Genomic DNA, 18,307 nt, shown 5'->3' with positions numbered 1-18,307 from the left:
ACCTGCGGTTTTACGGTTTGGCCGCGTCGATGATTTCCTGCTCGGCGCTGGCGGCCTGCTTGATGGACTCCTCGACGGATTGACCCTCGAGCAAAATCCGGTTCGTCATGTCGATGGCGTTCTGCCGCTGGGCTGCCTCATCCATGAACCGTGTCGTATGGGCGTATTCGAGACCCTTCAGGAACGGTGCATAGATCGGGTCTTTCAGGTTCTCCTCGGTCAACGCCGCAGATCGCCGCGCCGGCAACTCGCCAACCGTCTTCAGCCAGATCGCCATGGCTTCCGGTGAGGAGATGTAGGCGAGGAATTTCTTCGAGGCTTCCAGTTCTTCACCGGTTGTCTTGGCGCTGATGCCATTGGCGAAATAGCTGGCATAGTTGGAGCGGATATTCTTGTCGTTGGTGGGAAGCTCGGTCACGCCCCACTCGAAGTCCTTGATGGTTCTGAAAGATCCAAGCCTGAACGTGCCGTCGATGGTCATGCCTGCCTTGCCCGCACGGAAGGCAGCCTGGCCTTCGTCCATGAAGCCCACCTGACCGATCTTCTTTTCAAGCTGCAGGCTCGTATAGAACTTCAGCGCCTGGATGCCCGCCTCGCTGTCATAGGTGACTTTCTGGTCGTTGTCGGTGTAGGGCTCGCCGCCATATTGGCGGATAAGAACTTCGCGCCACCATTGGTGGTCCTGACCGCCCATATCGAGCGTGGAGCCTGCAACGGTCAGGTTTCCAGCGGCATCGTGCTTGGCGATCTTTTCCGCCGCGGCAACAAATTCGTCCAGCGTCTTCGGCGGATTGGCGGCGTCAAGACCGGCTTCCGTGAAGAGCTTCTTGTTGTAGAAAAGTGCGAGCGAGCGAACCGCCGTCGGCAAGCCGTAATAATCGTCGCCTCGCTTCATGGCGCCGACGATGGGGAAAAATTCGCTTTCGATCTTGTCATGCGGGAAAGCGTCGGTCGGCAGCGGCTGCAAGATACCGCCGGCTGCAAACTTGTCGAGCCAGCCGTAGAAGAGCTGCATCACGTCAGGGCCTTTACCGGACATGTTGGCGGCAATCACTCGCGTCTGGTAGTCGGCATAAGGGAAGGTCACCTGTTTGATGGTGATATCCGGATTGGCCTTCTGAAACTCGGCGATAAGCTCGTCCATCGCTTTGACGCGTGTGTCGAAGACATATTGCCAATATTCGATTTCAACCGCCTGCGCGGCGTTGAATGCAAATGTGCTGAAACCGGCGACCAAGCCGGCGAACAAAGTTGCCCTGCGCATGTAAGCCTCCATTTTCTCCGCCCGGTCTTCCGGATGCGGAGTGATCGTTCCCTTTATCCGCGCTTTCGCGCGCGCTCATCGATTTGCCGGCAGCGGGATTTTACGCGTTCCGCCCCTTGCAATTCTGACCCCCGGTCGCTCTCTACGGTTCTCTGAAGGCGAGCATTTGTCAATAACATAATTTACTTGAATTATTATATTGCGCTTATCCTCGCTTCGACGCTATGAATTTTCTAACGGACGGGAAGTTGAAGAGATGACGGTGCACACGGTGGATACCTATCCCGTAGCAATCGGAAAAAATCCTGAGCGCAGCCGCGAACACAACAGGCGAGTCGTACTCGACATCGTCAGGCGGCACGGCTCGCTCGGTCGCGCCCAGTTAGCCAAGATCACGCATCTCACACCCCAGGCGGTCGCCAATATCGTCGATGAACTGGTGGGCGAGGGACTCCTGAAAGAGCTTGGTCGCCGGCGCACCGGCAGGGGGCAGCCGCCGATACAGTTTGCTGTCAACCCGGATGGTGGCGCAACGATCGGGGTTGAGATTGCCGCAGACCATATGGTCACCGTCGGTCTTGATCTGGCCGGCGTGTTGCGCACGCAGCGCGTTACCCCGCTCAAGGACACCACGCCGGACGCCATACTCAAAACCTTTGCGGCGGAACATGCAGCGATTGCGAAGAATGTCGGGTGCAGGCTGCTTGGCACCGGCGTCGTCATGCCCGGACCTTTCGAGATTGACGGCATGACCTCTGTCGGTCCGACGACGCTTTCCGGCTGGGTGGGTGTCGATGCCCGCCAGATGCTGAGCGATGCCTGCGGCCAACAGGTCGTGGTGGAAAACGATGCGACGGCCGCTGCTGTCGGCGAGCGCCTGTTCGGCGCAGGGCTGGCTATCCCGAATTTTTGCATGATCTATTTCGGCGTCGGCATCGGTCTCGGCATCATCCAGGATGGTTCGCCCTATCGCGGCGCTTTCGGCAACGCCGGCGAAATCGGCCATGTGACGGTCTCGCCCAAGGGAAGGCCTTGCCCGTCTTGCGGGCAAAGAGGTTGCCTGGAGGCCTATGCTTCCGTCTATGTGCTCAAGGAAAAGCTCGTCTGCGCCGGTGTTGCGGACACGGAGCTTGATGATCTTGAAGCCCTGTTCAGCGCGGGCAATCCGGTCGTGATGGAATGGATCGACGAGGCAGCCGTCCATCTGGCGCCCATGGTGGCGATGCTCGAGAACATTCTCGATCCGCAGACGGTCATTCTCGGCGGTGCGCTGCCTGAAAACATCATCAGCGAGATCATTGCGCGGATGGGGCATCTGCCGACTTCGGTTGCAAGCCGGCGGCAAAGAGAGTTGCCGCGCGTCATCCACGGCAAGTCCGGACAGTTGACGGCGGCGCTTGGTGCTGCCGCCTTGCCGCTGTTCGACATTGTCACACCAAAACTTGAGACGTCCCTGGGCGCCGCAGCGCAGGTGCCCGGCTGAATATTGGAGGAGACCGCCCATGCTTAACCCCCGGGAGCGCATCGAACGGCAGATGGCCGATCCATGGCTCGTGCGTCTGCACCGTAAACTGAGCGCACTGAAATCCACTGTCACCGTCATGCACACCGGTGCACATCCGGACGACGAGCAGAACGGTCTTCTTGCCTATTTCCGGATGGAACTGGGCATGCGGATCATCATCGCCTGCTCGACGCGCGGTGAAGGCGGGCAGAATGCGCTTGGGCCGGAGCGGCTGGGCGCGCTTGGTGTCATCCGGTCGCGGGAGCTGGAGGAGGCGGCCCGCATCATCGATGCGGACATAAGCTGGCTCGGCCATGGCCCGGCGGATATCATCCACGACTTCGGCTTCTCCAAGGATGGCGACCAGACCTTTGGTCGATGGGGGCAGCAGCGCATCGTCGAGCGGCTGGTGCGCGCCTATCGCAAGGAACGGCCCGATATCGTCATTCCGACATTTCTCGACGTGCCGGGACAACACGGGCACCACCGCGCCATGACGCGCGCGGCGAAAAGCGCAATCGCGCTGGCGGCTGATCCTGCCGCCTATCCCGAGCATTTCTCCGAGGGGCTGAAACCGTGGAAGGTGGCCAAATATTATCTTCCTGCATGGTCTGGTGGTGGTGACACCTATGATGACGAGGTGCCTCCGCCGGAAACGACGCTGACAGTCAATGCGGTGGGCAAGGAGCGGGCAACCGGCGCGCAATATGACCGCATCGGCGAATGGTCGCGTTATTATCATGCCTCACAGGGAATGGGACATTGGCCGAAGCGGGCGCAGGAAGCATGGCCACTGCATCTCGAGCTCTCCAACGTCGCGGGCGGTGAGGAAAGCTCGATCCTCGACAGCCTGCCGTCATCGCTGGCTGATCTCTCGGCTTTTCCGGGTCTTACCGCCGATTTGGCAAAGGCGCTGGTTGCAGCCGAACAGGCAATCACTGACGCAATCGATGCCTTTCCCGACACGCAGCGGATCACGGCCTCACTTCTGACGGCGGCAGCCCTTTTGCAAGAGGTCGACGAGGCCGCAGCGCCGGACTTCAGGGAGTTGCATGGGCACCGGATCGCGCGCAAACGGGCGCAGGTCGATGCCGCTATCCTGACGGCGCTCGATCTTTTCGAGCGGGCCTATGCCGAGCCGGCCGAGATCGTTCCGGGCGGGACGTCATCTTTCCATGTGGAACTCGCGGGAAAGGCGGCTGAATTTGACGTCGAGGTTACCCCGGTCCTTCCGGCTGGCGTATCGTCTTCGGTTCAGTCGCGTGGTCAGACAATGGTCTTCTCACTTGCCGCCGATCAGGACGCGGCCGTTTCCGGGCTTTACCAGCCCGACTGGAAAGCCTCAGGCGGTAATGGTCATGCCTCGGTGCGCCTGTCCGTAAGGATTGGAGGCAGGGAGGTTTCGGCCGCTTTCGATCTGGAGGAGCCGTTTTTCGTGACGCCGGCGCAGTCGCTGACGATTTCGCCCGATGCGCTTCTGGTTCCACTTGGACAGGGGCAGGATTCCCATGTTTTTCAGGCACACATAAAGGGTGCCGATGCACCGCTGTCGTTCAGGAGTACGGGTGGCTGGAACCTGCGCAAGACCGGCAATGACTGGATTGCCGAGCGTACCGGTGAGGCGGCGGTCGGCCTTGCCCAGATCGAAGCGCTTGTCGATTCGCAACCTGCCTTCCAGATCACGCCCATCGCATATCCGCATATAGGCCGGGCGCGGTTTCTGGCACCCTCCGCTCTGAAAATCCTCTCGCTCGATCTCAAGCTGCCCGAGGGCGCGAGCGTCGGTTATGTCGGCGGCGGTGCCGACCGGGTCGGGTCATGGCTTTCGCGCATGGGTCTTGATGTCACCGAACTCGATGCGCAGGCGCTTGGCGGTGATCTCTCGTCCTTCACGACGATTGTTGTCGGCATCTTTGCCTTCGGCATTCGCAAGGATCTAGCTGCGGCAACCGAAAGGCTTCACCGCTTCGTCGAAGAAGGCGGCCATCTTGTCACGCTCTATCACCGTCCAACCGACGGATGGAATCCCGAGACGACGCCCGTCAGGCGGCTTGAGATCGGTAAGCCTTCCCTGCGTTGGCGGGTGACGGACCCAAATGCGGAGGTGACGGTGCTATTGCCCGATCACCCATTGCTTGTCGGGCCCAACACGATCGGTGCTGCCGACTGGACGGGCTGGGACAAGGAGAGAGGGCTCTATTTCGCTGCGCGCTGGGATGATGCTTATGAACCCCTGCTCGCCATGCACGATGTCGATGAACAGCCTCTGAAAGGGGCGCTGGTCTCGGCAGCCATTGGCAAGGGCCGGCATACGCATACAAGCCTCGTGCTGCACCACCAGATGGACAAGCTGGTGCCGGGGGCATTCCGCCTCATGGCAAACCTTGTGCAACCCGCGTGAATGGCCAGGACCAGAGTGAAAAACAGGAAAACCCGCGCGAAAACGATGCTCGCGCGGGCATCGGCTGGCTGCTCATGGATATGGCCCTGGTTTCGGGTGGAATGACAGCCCTCGTCAAGGCGCAGGGTGTGACCTATCCGGCATTCCAGCTCGTCTTCATAAGGGCGATGATCGGCCTGATCTTCATCCTGCCGCTTATCTGGCGACACCGGGGGGAAATGGCGCGCGTCAAATATCCCTGGCGCAACCTTTTCCGAATCTGCTGCAACGCCATTGCACTCACCAGCAACTTCGTCGCCATCACCCTCTTGCCGCTCGCCACCGTCAATGCTGTCGGCTTCTCACGCCCGCTGGTGACGATGGCCATGGCGGTTGTCTTTCTCGGTGAAAAGGTGAGCCGATATCGCTGGGTCGGCGCTTGCCTCGCATTTGTTGGCGTTCTTGTAGTCATCGGGCCGGGCGACGCGGAGATTAACGCAGGCGTGCTCGTCGTCCTCGTTTCGGTGGTGTTCGGCGCGCTTGCGGTGATCCAGACCCGGGCGCTGCGGCAGGAAAACACCACTGTCATGATGGTGTTCTACACGGTGGGTCTTGCCGTCATTACCGCCGTTCCGGCGATCTGGACGTGGAAACCGGTCATGCCGCTCGACTGGGGGGCGCTGCTCGCCATCGGCCTGCTTGCGCAAATGGGGCAATATTGCTTCCTGCGGGCCTATCGCATCGCTGACGCCAGTGTTCTGGCGCCCGTCGGATATCTGTCGATATTGTTCGTGACCGCTGTGGGATACTTCCTGTTTGACGAGGTGCCCGAAGCCCGTGTTGTTCTTGGCATTGCCATCATTCTCGTCTCCTTGCAGGCAACCGCCTTTGCGGAATATCTTTTGAAGAAGTTGCGCGGCCGGCGGTGAAAGGTGCCGCTTTTATCTTTGACGCGCCAGAACGCTCAGCCGGATCCAGCCCAGTGTCGCGCGCTTGAAGCGATCGTAAAACGAACGGGCAAACCGCACATATCGCATGATCCATGCGAACCAGGCGTAGGTGAGGAGCTTCTCCCTACCGGCGTGGTAAATGCGCTCGACAATCAGGAATGTGGCGAGGTGAGCGAGGATCGTCAGCGCAATTCCCGTTTTGACGGTGCCGTGCGCGATGAGGAGCAGGCCGATGATTTTCATCGGTTCGGCGATGGCAAATGGCACAGCCAGCAAAAGAAGAATGGCAAGACGCGGTAATCCGCCAATCCGGCTTTCCAGTTTCCTGATGAATGTCAGTCTGGATATCGCCTTGATGATCGGCCGATAAAGCGGGCGAAAAATGCCGTCGAGGATCAGGGCAAACACGATGATTGCCCGAAGCGGAAAGATGAGGATCTTCCTGATTTTGTTGTTCACCTCATTCGGTCTCCAAAAGGGGCTGTATGGCCAATTCTTAATCGCCTGAAACGTGGCAAAACGAAGTTGTTTTTTACGATCTGCTCTGCTGAACGCTCGCATACATGCCGGTGGTGCGGAATTCGCTTGGATTGATGCCATATAGCCTGCGGAAGACCTTCGAGAAATAGTTCGGGTCTTCGAAGCCGCATAGCACGGATACCTCCTTGATGGGGATGTTTTCGGCTGTGGTGAGAAGCTTGGCTGCCCGCCTCAACCGTCGCTGCAATACAAATTCGGCCGGTGGCAGGCCTTCGCTTGCCGTGAAGATGCGGGAAAAATGCGCACGGCTGAGGCCGGCGACGGCGGCAAGATCGCTGACGGAAAGACGCTCTCCGAGATGCCCGTCTATATAGCTCAGCACCTGCTGCATGGTGCGATATTCACCGCCAAAGGAGGGATGCGAGCCGAACACGTCGTCATAAAGCGTCATCGCCGCTTCATAGGCGACGGCGGAGGCCGCCCCTGGTGTTTCCGCGCCGTTGACGAGGCGCGAGCAACAATGGGCGAGATGATCGACGGTTTCCTGTTGCAGCTTGAGGATAGGCCCGGTGACGGCAAGAATATTGCGGTGAATGCGCAAGGCCTCCTCGCCATTCATGGAGATCCAGAAGAACTCCCATTGCTTTCCCGCTTCCAGCCAGTAGCGATGATTGTGCGGGATGAGCAGCAGAAGGGTTTCGCCCGGCTTCACCACGTAATGACGGTTTTCGTAACGAAGGTTTCCCTGTCCGCCAATGCAATATTGCAGCACAGTGAATGGTGTCTGTCCGCGCTTTCGTCCGTCCCAGTCATAATTGCCACTGCTGCGGATTTCATAGCCGCTGCTGGTGGGCATTGTGTGCAGGGTCTGGCGGCCGCGGGGCAGCGAGACGGTCCGCATCCCCGGCCCCTGATCGATCAAATCGCGCAGCACAAAATTACCCATGAAAGCATAATCCTTCTCTGGTTCCGCTCGTCATTATACGCATAATCCCGAACCGAGGAGACAGCCAGCGCGATATTGTTGCGGAGAATTTTTCAGGAGTGCCGGTTTTCCGGGGTTCTTACAGGTATATTCTCGCATCGCCTTATTATGATCGTTTGGCCCGTTTCACCCGTTCGATTTGCAACAGAGGTGGCGTTATGAGTTTCAAAATCGCTATAATCGGCGCCGGAAGCGTCGGATTCACGAAAAAACTGTTCACCGATCTTTTGTGCGTGCCGGAGTTTCGCGACATCGAGGTCGCGCTGACGGATATCAGCCAGCACAATCTGGATATGATCAGGGCGATCCTCGACAAGGTCGTGGAGGCCAACGGTTTTCCGGTGAAAGTGACAGCGCATACCGATCGCCGTCGCGCGCTCGAGGGTGCGAAATACATCATAAGCTGTGTGCGGGTCGGCGGTCTGGAAGCCTATGCGGACGACATCCGTATTCCGCTGAAATACGGGATCGACCAGTGCGTCGGTGACACCATCTGCGCCGGCGGCATTCTCTATGGCCAGCGTAACATTCCGGTCATTCTGGATTTCTGCAAGGATATCCGCGAGGTCGCCGCACCCGGTGCCAAGTTCCTGAATTACGCCAACCCCATGGCCATGAATACATGGGCAGCCATCGAATACGGCAAGGTGGATACGGTTGGTCTTTGCCACGGTGTGCAGCACGGTGCGGAGCAGATCGCTGAAATTCTCGGCGCAAAATCCCCGTCCGAACTTGATTACATCTGCTCGGGCATCAACCACCAGACATGGTTCATCGATCTAAGGCTGAATGGCCGCAAGATCGGCAAAGAAGAGCTGGTCGCCGCTTTCGAGGCGCATCCGGTTTTCTCACAGCAGGAAAAGCTGCGCATCGACGTGCTTAAGCGCTTCGGTGTCTATTCGACGGAGAGCAACGGCCATCTGTCCGAATATCTGCCGTGGTACCGCAAGCGCCCGGATGAAATCGCCCGCTGGATCGATATGTCGGACTGGATTCACGGCGAAACCGGCGGTTATCTGCGCCACTCCACCGAGACGCGGAACTGGTTCGAAACGGAATTCCCGCAGTTCCTGGCGTCCGCCGCCAAGCCCATCGAACCGGAGAAGCGCTCCAACGAACATGCGAGCCACATTCTGGAAGCGCTTGAAACCGGGCGTGTCTATCGCGGCCACTTCAACGTCAAGAACAATGGCGTCATAACCAACCTTCCTTCTGATGCGATCATTGAGTCACCCGGTTTCGTGGATCGTTTCGGCATCAACATGGTCTCGGGTATCACGCTGCCGGAAGCCTGCGCGGCGACCTGCATGGCGTCTATCAACGTGCAGCGCATGTCGGTACATGCGGCGGTCAGCGGCGATATCGATCTTCTGAAGCTTGCCGTGCTGCATGACCCGCTAGTCGGCGCCGTCGCCACTCCGGAGGAGGTCTGGCAGATGGTGGACGAGATGGTTGTCGCACAGGCGCGCTGGCTGCCGCAATATGCGGATGCCGTGCCTGATGCCAAGGAGCGGCTTGCGAAATCCACCGTCAAGACCCGCGACTGGGCGGGTGCGGCGCGCCGCAATGTGCGCTCAATCGAGGAACTACGGGCCGAGAAATCGGCGCTGAAAAAGGCCGTTTGAAGGAAAAGGCATGGGAACAGGCCGGTGGTGAAAAGGGAGTTCGCCGCCGTGGCTATCGCGACAACAGAGGGTGGGCGGTCGAAGAGCTGCCATTTGGGAGGAATGACGATGCAACTTCAACGCAAGATCGGTATCATCTCGGCATTGGGTCTTGGTGTTTCGATGATCGCACTCAGTGCGAACGCCTTCGAAACCACCACGCCGCCGGAGCCGCCGCAGTTTCCGGCGGAAGGCAAGATCAATTATGTGGCGCGCGACTCGATCCTCGAATTCAAGGCCCTGCCTGATTACAGCGAGCCGGACTGGATCACCGAAAAATTCGAGAAGACAGGCAAGCTGCCGCCCTTGAAGGAACGCTTGCCTGAGGAGCCGCTGGTCTACAAGACCGGCAACATGGTGGATGGCATCGGCGTTTATGGCGATACGATGCGCCATGTGATCGGCGGACGGCCCGAGGGCTGGAACTACATTGCCGGCCAGAGCCAGGGCTGGGGCGGCATCGATATTGCGCTTTCCGAATGCCTGACGCGCACAGCGCCGCTGTTTCAGGTGAATGCCAAGGACACCGAACCGCTGCCCAATCTCGCCAAAGGCTGGGAATGGTCGCAGGATGGCCACAAGCTGACGATGCATCTGGTCGAGGGTGCCAAATGGTCTGACGGTGTGCCGTTCAACGCCGATGACGTCATGTTCTACTGGGAAGACGCGGTTCTCGATCCCAACGTGTCGCCGCTCGGCGGCGGCGCGTCGCCTGAAGCCTTCGGCGAAGGCACCACGCTCAAAAAGATCGATGACTATACGGTGGAGTGGACTTTCAAGACCGCTTTCCCGAAGCAATATCTCTATACCATGGCTTATCCGAGCTTCTGCCCCGGACCGGCGCATATTCTGAAACCACAGCACCCGAAATATTCCAAGAACACCTATAACCAGTTCAAGAACGCCTTTCCGCCGGAATATATGAACATGCCTGTCATGGGTGGTTGGGTGCCGGTGGAATATCGCCCCGACGACATCATCGTGCTCAGGCGCAATCCATACTACTGGAAGGTCGACGAGAAGGGCCAGCAGCTGCCTTATCTCAACGAGCTTCATTACAAGCTCTCCACCTGGGCCGATCGCGATGTGCAGGCTGTGGCGGGATCGGGCGATTTCTCCAATCTCGAACAGCCGGAAAATTTCGTCGCTTCGCTGAAACGCGCAGCTGACCCGAATGCGCCGGCTCGCCTTGCCTTCGGACCACGCCTGATCGGCTATAATCTGCAGATGAACTTTTCCGCCAATGGCTGGGGCAATCCGGACGAGCGCGGGCAGGCCATTCGCGAGCTGAACCGCAACGAGGTGTTCCGTCAGGCGGTGACCTCGGCCCTCGATCGCAAGGCAATCGGCGACTCGCTCGTCAAGGGCCCATTCACGGCGATCTATCCGGGTGGCATTTCCTCGGGCACCGGTTTTTACGATCGCAATTCCACGGTCTATTACCCCTTCAACCTTAAGGAAGCGAAAGCCGCCCTTGCATCAATCGGCCTGAAGGACACCGATGGCGACGGCTTCTTGAACTTCCCGAATGAGACACTGGGCGGACGAAACGTCGAGATCATTCTTCTGGTCAATAACGGCTACACAACGGACAAGAGCATCGCGGAAGGCCTTGTCGGGCAAATGGCGAAACTTGGCCTTCGCCTCGTCATCAACAGCCTTGATTCCAACCAGCGCGATGCGGCCCATTATGGCGGTCAGTTCGACTGGCTGGTGCGCCGCAACTCCACCGAGCTTTCGTCCGTGGTGCAGAATACCGAGCAGTTGGCACCCGTTGGCCCGCGCACCAGCTGGAACCATCGCGCACCTGAAGGCAAGGAACTGGATCTGATGCCGTTCGAAAAGGAGATGGCCGATATCGTGCGCAAATTCATCTCCTCGCAGGACAATGCCGAGCGGGCGGAACTGATGAAGCAATATCAGAAGGTCTACACGCAGAACCTCTACACGATAGGGCTTACCGAATATCCCGGCGCGCTCATCGTCAACAAGCGGTTCTCGAATGTGCCGCAGGGCACGCCGATCTTCATGTTCAACTGGGCTGAAGACGCCATCATCCGCGAACGCGTTTGGGTCGCGGCCGACAAGCAGGGCAAATACGAGCTTTTCCCCGAGCAGCTTCCCGGCAAGCCGGGTGAGGGCGGCCCGATCAACTAGAACTCCTCCCGGAGAAAACCCGGTACCGGTCGCGCGTGAAGCGCGGCCGGAGACACACGGACTAGCCAAGCGGAGGATACCCGTTCGATGCTGAGATTCCTGACAATACGCATAGGCTCCGCCATTCCGGTGCTGCTTATCCTGAGCGTGGTGACATTCGCCATCATTCAGGCGCCACCCGGCGACTATGCTGACTACATCCGCTCGCAATTGATGAACCAGGGCGGTGCGTCCTTCGAGCAGGCGGAAGCGCAGGCGCAGGCCTACCGCATCGAACACGGTCTCGATAAGCCGATCGTCGTGCAATATTTCAACTGGATCGGCGGTATCATCACACGCGGCGATTTCGGCTACAGCTTCTATTACAACAAGCCGGTTGCCGATGTGGTCGGCGAACGCCTGCCGCGCACCATCGCACTCGCCCTTGTCTGCCACATTCTTTCATCGCTTCTCGGCATCGGTTTCGGCATCTGGGCTGCCACCAGACAATATTCCTGGATCGATAATCTGCTTTCGACCGTCGCCTTCCTCGGCATGACCATTCCGCGCTTCCTGATGGCGCTGATCCTCGTCTACCTGATGGTGTTTCATTTCGACGTGTCGGAAATCGGCAGCTTCTTTTCGCCGCAATATGGCGGTGCGCCATGGTCATGGGGGAAGTTCGTCGATCTCGTCAGCCATGTCTGGCCGGTGGTTGCCATCGCCGTTTTCGGTGGACTTGCCTATAATATGCGGGTGATGCGCGGCAATCTGCTGGATACGCTGAACGCCCAATATGTGGAGACGGCGCGCGCCAAGGGCCTTTCGGAAGGCGCGGTCATCATGCGCCACGCCGTGCCGAACGCCGTGCATCCGCTCATTATGTATCAGGGCGTCGTGCTGCCCTATATGCTGAGCGGCGAAATCGAAACTGCGATCATCTTTGCGCTGCCGACCGTCGGTCCCGCCATCGTCGGGTCCATGGCGGTCGGCGATGTCTACGTTACCGCAACCTTCATGATGGTGCTGGCCGCCACGCTCATCATCGGCAACATCATCGCCGACATGCTGCTCGCCATGCTCGACCCGCGTGTGCGCGAATTCGGGAGGGCTTGAGATGGTGGCCGTTGACGAACTCAAGAATGAATCGGCTGCCGCAGCGAAGCCCGAGCGGGTTGTTCAGGGTAACGAGACCTATCTCGCTCTGGTGTGGCGGCGCCTCAGACGCTCTTTCACCGGCATGGTGGGGCTGGTGCTGGTGGTGCTGTTGATCACGATCTCAGTCTTCGCCGATTTCTTCGCGCCGATGAACCCGCTTGAAACCAATGACAGTTTCTCCCCGCCGCAGGTGGTGCGGTTCTCCGACAAGGACGGCAATATCAGCCTGTTCCCTCGGGTCTATGCTACCGCTGAAACGGATGAGCTCGATCCGGTGACCTTCCAGCCTATCGTCGGCCCGGATTACGACAATCCGCTTTATCTCGGCTTTTTCGTGAAAGGCGCGGAATATCGGCTGTTCGGCCTCATCCCGGCAAACCGGCACTTCTTCGGCACCACGGACGGGCAGCCGGTGCATTTTCTCGGAACCGACAAGTTCGGACGCGATGTGCTGTCACGCGCCATTTATGGCTCGCGCATCTCGCTTGCCATCGCGCTCAGTGTCGTCACCATCGTTACCGTCATCGGCACCAGCGTCGGGTTGATCTCAGGATATTTCGGCGGGCCGCTGGATGCCTGGGTGCAGCGTTTCGTGGAAGTGGTTCTGGCCTTTCCACAATTGCCGCTCTATCTCGCCTTGACGTCGCTTATCCCGGTCACTGCCCCGACGACTGTTTTCCTCCTCTTCGTGGTCGGCGTCATGTCAGCGCTCGGCTGGGCGCAGATGTCTCGCGAGGTGCGCGGCAAGACGCTGGCGCTGGCGCGTATCGATTATGTCCGCGCCGCGATTGCCGTCGGCGCCACCGACCGGCGCATTATCTTCCAGCACATCCTGCCGAATGTGATGAGCCATGTGATCGTTGCCGTCACGCTGCATATTCCAAGCGTCGTGCTGCTCGAATCCTTCCTTGGCTTTCTCGGTTTCGCGGTCAAGCCGCCGCTGATCTCCTGGGGGCTGATGCTTCAGGATACGGCCACCTATTCCGTCATTGGTTCCTATCCATGGATCCTTGCGCCGGTCGGCTTTGTGCTGGTCACCGTTTTTGCCTTCAACGCGCTGGGCGATGGCCTTCGCGATGCTGTCGATCCCTATTGAGAGGAGCGTAACATGGTTGCTGCACAGAACACCTACGCCCCTGCCATCCGCTTCGATGCTGATAATCGAAACGACCAGGCCATCATCGATGCACGCAATATTGCCGTGACTTTCAAGGTTGAGCACGGCACGGTGGAGGCAGTGAAGGACATTTCCTTCCAGCTTTACCGGGGGGAGACGATCGCCATCGTTGGCGAATCCGGATCGGGAAAATCGGTGACCGCCCGCACCATCATGGGGCTTTTGACGAAGCGGGCCTCGGTTTCGAAAACCGCGACCGTGCGCTTCAACGGCGACGACATCCTGAAATTTTCAAGCCGCCAGCGGCGGGCGTTGCGCGGCAATCGTATCTCGATGATCTTTCAGGAGCCGATGAGTTCGCTGAACCCGATCTATACGATCGGCAGTCAGATCGTCGAGGCGATCCGCGTCCACTCGAAGCTGAGCAGGAAGCAGGCCGAGGCAAGGGCGCTCGATCTTTTGCGGCAGGTGCAGATTCCGGAACCCGAGGCGCGGCTGAAGCAATATCCGCACCAGCTTTCCGGCGGTCAACGACAGCGTGTCATGATCGCCATGGCGCTCTCCAACGATCCGGATGTGCTGATCGCCGACGAACCCACCACTGCACTGGATGTGACAGTACAGGCGCAGATCCTCAACCTCATACGCGATCTGCAGAAGAAGCGCGGCATGGCCGTGGTGCTCATCACCCATGACCTGACGATCGTGAAGCAGTTTTCCGATTATGTCTACGTCATGCAGCATGGCGAGATGCGTGAGCACAACACCACTGAGCGGCTGTTTGCAGCGCCGAACCACCCCTATACCCGAAAGCTGCTTGCTTCCGAGCCGCATGGCACCGCCAAACCACTACCGGAAAATTCCGGCGTGCTGCTGACGGCGAATGGCGTGCGGGTGTCTTTCATGATGCGCTACGGTGGCCTGTTCAAGCCGGAATTGAAGGAACTGATTGCCGTCGACGATCTTGGTCTTACCCTCAAGCGCCATGAAACGCTGGGAATTGTCGGAGAATCCGGGTCCGGCAAGACGACCTTTGGCCAATCCCTGTTGCGGCTGAACGAGCCGGTGGCCGGAGAGGTGATTTTCGATGGCGAGAGGGTCGACGGCCGCTCCCGGTCTCAAATGCGGCCTCTGCGCTCTCGCATGCAGGTCGTCTTTCAGGACCCTTTCGCCTCGCTCAATCCACGCATGACCATCGGCCAGATCATCGAGGAAGGGCTGGTCATCAACGGGCTTGGTAAAACCAAGGCCGAAAGGCTGGAGCGGGTGCGCGACGCGCTGGAGGCGGCGGGCATGCCCGGCAACATCCTCTCGCGTTTCCCGCACGAGTTTTCCGGCGGCCAGCGCCAGCGCATCGCCATCGCGCGTGCAGTCGCGCTGGAGCCAGAATTCATCCTGCTCGATGAGCCAACCTCGGCGCTCGACCTTTCCGTTCAGGCGCAGATCATAGACCTGCTGCGCAAACTGCAGGACGAGCGGGGCTTGAGCTACCTGTTCATCTCGCACGACCTGAAGGTCGTTCGGGCTCTCTGCCACCGCGTCATCGTCATGCAGCGTGGCAGGATCGTGGAGGAAGGCCCCGTCGAGGAGGTGCTGAACCGTCCGAAAACCGAATACACCCAGCGGCTCGTCCGGGCCGCCTTTGAAATCGCATAGTTCAAGATGCCGGAGGCAAATATGGCACGAGATCCCAAGATCACATTTATCGGCGCAGGTTCCACGGTGTTCATGAAGAACATCATCGGCGACGTGCTGCAACGTCCAGCCCTTTCAGGCGCAACGATCGCGCTGATGGACATCAACCGGGAAAGGCTGGAAGAAAGCGCCATCGTCGTCAACAAGCTGATTTCGACGCTGGGGGCAAAGGCTAGAGCCGAGACTTTTACAGACCAGAAAAAGGCGCTCGCCGGTGCCGATTTCGTCGTCGTCGCCTTCCAGATCGGCGGATACGAGCCCTGCACAGTCACCGACTTCGAGGTCCCGCGTAAATATGGTCTGCGCCAGACCATTGCCGATACGCTTGGTGTCGGCGGCATCATGCGGGGCCTGCGCACCGTGCCGCATCTGTGGAAGATCTGCGAGGATATGCTCGCCGTCTGCCCCAATGCGATCATGCTGCAATATGTCAACCCGATGGCGATCAACACCTGGGCGATTGCGGAAAAATACCCGACCATCCGGCAGGTCGGCCTTTGCCATTCGGTGCAGGGCACGGCCATGGAGCTCGCCCATGACCTCGATATTCCCTATGAGGAAATCCGCTATCGTTCGGCCGGCATCAACCACATGGCGTTTTTCCTGGAATTCGAGCACCGCCAGCCTGATGGCAACTACAAGAACCTCTATCCCGATCTCGTGCGCGGCTATCGCGAAGGCCGTGCGCCGAAGCCCGGCTGGAACCCGCGCTGCCCCAACAAGGTGCGGTACGAGATGCTGACGCGTCTCGGCTACTTCGTCACCGAAAGCTCCGAGCATTTCGCCGAATACACACCCTATTTCATCAAGGAGGGGCGCGAGGATCTGATCGAGAAATTCGGTATTCCGCTCGATGAATATCCCAAGCGCTGCATCGAGCAGATCGAGCGCTGGAAGGGGCAGGCGGCGGCCTATCGCTCAGCCGAAAAGATCGAGGTCAAGCAATCCAAAGAATATGCCTCCTCCATCATCAACTCGGTCTGGACCGGCGAACCGTCTGTCATCTACGGCAACCAGCGCAACAATGGCTGCATCACCTCGCTGCCATCAGATTGCGCTGCGGAAGTGCCCTGCCTTGTCGATCATAACGGCGTGCAACCAACCTTCATCGGGGAATTGCCGCCGCAGCTGACCGCGCTGATGCGCACAAACATCAATGTGCAGGAGCTGACGGTGCGGGCGCTGATGAGCGAAAACCGCGAGCATATCTTCCACGCGGCGATGATGGACCCGCATACGGCAGCGGAACTCGATCTCGACCAGATCTGGTCGCTGGTGGACGATCTTCTTGTCGCGCACCGGGACTGGTTGCCGGAATGGACGCAGGTGGAGGTGAAGCGCGCTCGCGCGGTGTAAGCTCGCTTCGCCGAACCGCTGAATGCAAAAGGCCGTGGGTTTCATCCACGGCCTTTTTCTGTTTCACCTATGCCCCCACGACGGCAACGGTGGACGGCTTTTCTCGCCCATTTCCGAATGTGTTAAATTAATTGTGTTCGGTAAGGGTATGTTCGCCTTACGTGAATACCCTTATGAGGGCGGATAAAAGCGGCCATGTTCAGGAGTAGCAAAATGAATATCGCACCAAGTCTGTCACTGGCAGCCATGATTGCCCTGGTCGCGACACCGTCTCTTTCTTCGGAGGACATGGGCTCGGAGACAAGCGAAGCGATATTCGGTTTTGGCGGCGCCCTCACCACGGAAGACATGCTGAAAAGCGCAGCACTCATTCCGGTCGACTATGAGAAGAACGCCATTCTGGGTGGCGGTTATCAGTTCTATCCCTATCGCATCGGCAATGTGAAGCTGGGCGGTGAAATCGGCGTTGCCGTCAGGTTTGGCAAGGGTTTCACCGGTGAAGTCTGGGCGGGGCCGGTCGCGCGATATGACAAGATCAGGCTCGGGGAACGGTTGTTCGTTTCGCCGAGTTTCACGGCGGGTCTGAGCCTCGTCTCGGATGCGCAGCCGGGGCGGGAGCGGCAAGAAGAAATCAAGGACAACGGCAACGCCAATGTCCTGTTTTACCTCGGCCCGGAAATCAACGTTTCCTTCAGCGAAGAATCCTCGACGGAGTTCTTCTGGCGGCTTCACCACCGTTCCGGCGGCGGCAAGACGCTGGGCAATATGAAGGGCGCGACGAATGCCAATGTGTTTGGCGTTCGCTACAAGTTTTGACGACGTGGTGCCGGTAGCGGCCCCGGATATGACTGAATTTACGCCATACTTCTGTTTTTCCGCGCCCCTCGGAGGATAACCCTTGCATTCAGCGCATGGGTGGCCTGCCTTATTCTGTCTGTTCTTCGGTCCCGACAAGGCGCATATAAGGGACATCAAAGGACGCCGGAACGAAACGTTACTGACGTCGCCAACACCTTGAAAGGGTAATGTCATGAACGTAGCACGCAGCTTTAATAACTGGCGCAAGTATCGTCAGACCGTCAACGAACTGGGCCGCATGAGCAGCCGCGAACTGCACGACCTCGGTATCGACCGTAGCCAGATCAACAGCGTCGCCCGCGCCGCCGTCGGCAAGTAATCAGGCAGCTATTGCCGCTTTTGAATGACTAAACGCCCGCTTCGCGGGCGTTTTTGTTTTTGGCGAACCGTCGACGCTTGTGTCTCCCACGGGGCATGCCGTGCAAAGGCGAAAATCAGCCTGTTGCATTGATGTTTCGGGTTGGAAAAATCGCCATGCGTTTGATGCATGTCTGAGGTGCAAGCTTGTGTCTGTGAAATGCAGAAAAAAATGATATCTTCAAATCATCGAAACGGATGTACCTCCTCCCACATCCTTTCGGTAATGCGGGTGATCCTACTCCTCCTCCCAAGGATTGCCCCGGGGACAGCGGTTTCCTCCTCCCATATCGCTGTTCAATCTTTTAAAAAGCCTGCCGCACCTCCTCCCGCGGCAGGCTTTTTAGTTTTCAGCGCCGGGCGCCGTTTTCAGGCAACCCGCTTTTTATCTCCACAAGAATGG

At 58.7% G+C, this 18,307-nt stretch carries 14 protein-coding genes; 11 read left to right on the top strand and 3 right to left on the bottom strand.

What is annotated here, in order from left to right; all coding sequences use genetic code 11:
• Positions 1-10: 10 nt before the first annotated feature.
• Entirely contained in the window at positions 11-1,276 is a 1,266-nt protein-coding gene (locus AB4Z23_RS19865; protein ID WP_112222447.1) for an extracellular solute-binding protein, read from the bottom strand.
• Positions 1,277-1,520: 244 nt separating this feature from the next.
• Here AB4Z23_RS19865 and AB4Z23_RS19860 point away from each other — a divergent pair, with 244 nt between their 5' ends.
• Genes AB4Z23_RS19860 through AB4Z23_RS19850 form a run of 3 tightly spaced genes read left to right on the top strand, consistent with a single transcriptional unit; the run spans position 1,521 to position 6,077 of the window.
• On the top strand, positions 1,521-2,747 hold the full coding sequence (locus AB4Z23_RS19860; RefSeq protein WP_111809836.1) for an ROK family transcriptional regulator: 1,227 nt from the start codon (positions 1,521-1,523) through the stop codon (positions 2,745-2,747).
• A gap of 19 nt (positions 2,748-2,766) precedes the next feature.
• Positions 2,767-5,169, top strand: a complete 2,403-nt coding sequence (locus AB4Z23_RS19855) for a PIG-L family deacetylase (protein WP_441360661.1) — start codon at positions 2,767-2,769, stop codon at positions 5,167-5,169.
• Positions 5,166-6,077, top strand: a complete 912-nt coding sequence (locus AB4Z23_RS19850; RefSeq protein WP_111799977.1) for a DMT family transporter — start codon at positions 5,166-5,168, stop codon at positions 6,075-6,077. The genes AB4Z23_RS19855 and AB4Z23_RS19850 overlap by 4 nt, the downstream gene beginning before the upstream one ends.
• A 12-nt stretch (positions 6,078-6,089) precedes the next feature.
• On the opposite strand, the gene AB4Z23_RS19845 is transcribed toward AB4Z23_RS19850, so the two are convergent.
• Together AB4Z23_RS19845 and AB4Z23_RS19840 are read right to left on the bottom strand one after the other, a co-directional pair.
• A complete protein-coding gene (locus AB4Z23_RS19845; RefSeq protein WP_035200397.1) occupies positions 6,090-6,557 on the bottom strand; it encodes a hypothetical protein in 468 nt (155 codons plus the stop codon).
• Positions 6,558-6,630: 73 nt separating this feature from the next.
• Positions 6,631-7,524, bottom strand: coding sequence for an AraC family transcriptional regulator (locus tag AB4Z23_RS19840; protein WP_013761096.1), 894 nt, complete (start codon positions 7,522-7,524; stop codon positions 6,631-6,633).
• A gap of 197 nt (positions 7,525-7,721) precedes the next feature.
• Here AB4Z23_RS19840 and AB4Z23_RS19835 point away from each other — a divergent pair, with 197 nt between their 5' ends.
• From AB4Z23_RS19835 to AB4Z23_RS19800, 8 genes are all read left to right on the top strand, one after another.
• A complete protein-coding gene (locus tag AB4Z23_RS19835) occupies positions 7,722-9,188 on the top strand; it encodes an alpha-glucosidase/alpha-galactosidase (protein WP_013761095.1) in 1,467 nt (488 codons plus the stop codon).
• A gap of 108 nt (positions 9,189-9,296) precedes the next feature.
• Positions 9,297-11,384, top strand: a complete 2,088-nt coding sequence (locus AB4Z23_RS19830; protein WP_441360660.1) for an ABC transporter substrate-binding protein — start codon at positions 9,297-9,299, stop codon at positions 11,382-11,384.
• 87 nt (positions 11,385-11,471) lie between these two features.
• Positions 11,472-12,479 (top strand): ABC transporter permease, encoded by a 1,008-nt coding sequence (locus tag AB4Z23_RS19825; protein ID WP_004431273.1) that lies wholly within the window; start codon positions 11,472-11,474, stop codon positions 12,477-12,479.
• A gap of 1 nt (position 12,480) precedes the next feature.
• A complete protein-coding gene (locus AB4Z23_RS19820) occupies positions 12,481-13,617 on the top strand; it encodes an ABC transporter permease (RefSeq protein ID WP_174066304.1) in 1,137 nt (378 codons plus the stop codon).
• Between the two features lie 12 nt (positions 13,618-13,629).
• Complete coding sequence (locus AB4Z23_RS19815) at positions 13,630-15,294, top strand: ABC transporter ATP-binding protein (protein WP_174066306.1); 1,665 nt, start codon at positions 13,630-13,632, stop codon at positions 15,292-15,294.
• Between the two features lie 21 nt (positions 15,295-15,315).
• Positions 15,316-16,689 (top strand): alpha-glucosidase/alpha-galactosidase, encoded by a 1,374-nt coding sequence (locus AB4Z23_RS19810; protein ID WP_441360659.1) that lies wholly within the window; start codon positions 15,316-15,318, stop codon positions 16,687-16,689.
• 213 nt (positions 16,690-16,902) lie between these two features.
• The gene (locus tag AB4Z23_RS19805; RefSeq protein WP_161986935.1) at positions 16,903-17,505 is read left to right on the top strand and encodes a hypothetical protein; all 603 of its coding nucleotides are present in this window, start codon (positions 16,903-16,905) and stop codon (positions 17,503-17,505) included.
• 214 nt (positions 17,506-17,719) lie between these two features.
• Complete coding sequence (locus tag AB4Z23_RS19800) at positions 17,720-17,866, top strand: DUF1127 domain-containing protein (RefSeq protein WP_004431290.1); 147 nt, start codon at positions 17,720-17,722, stop codon at positions 17,864-17,866.
• Positions 17,867-18,307 lie beyond the last annotated feature (441 nt).

This window comes from Agrobacterium sp. MCAB5, assembly GCF_052114365.1.
Taxonomy (GTDB): Bacteria; Pseudomonadota; Alphaproteobacteria; order Rhizobiales; family Rhizobiaceae; genus Agrobacterium; species Agrobacterium tumefaciens.
Note: the sequence above shows the minus strand (reverse complement) of the source record. Positions and strands in the feature narration are given on the sequence as shown.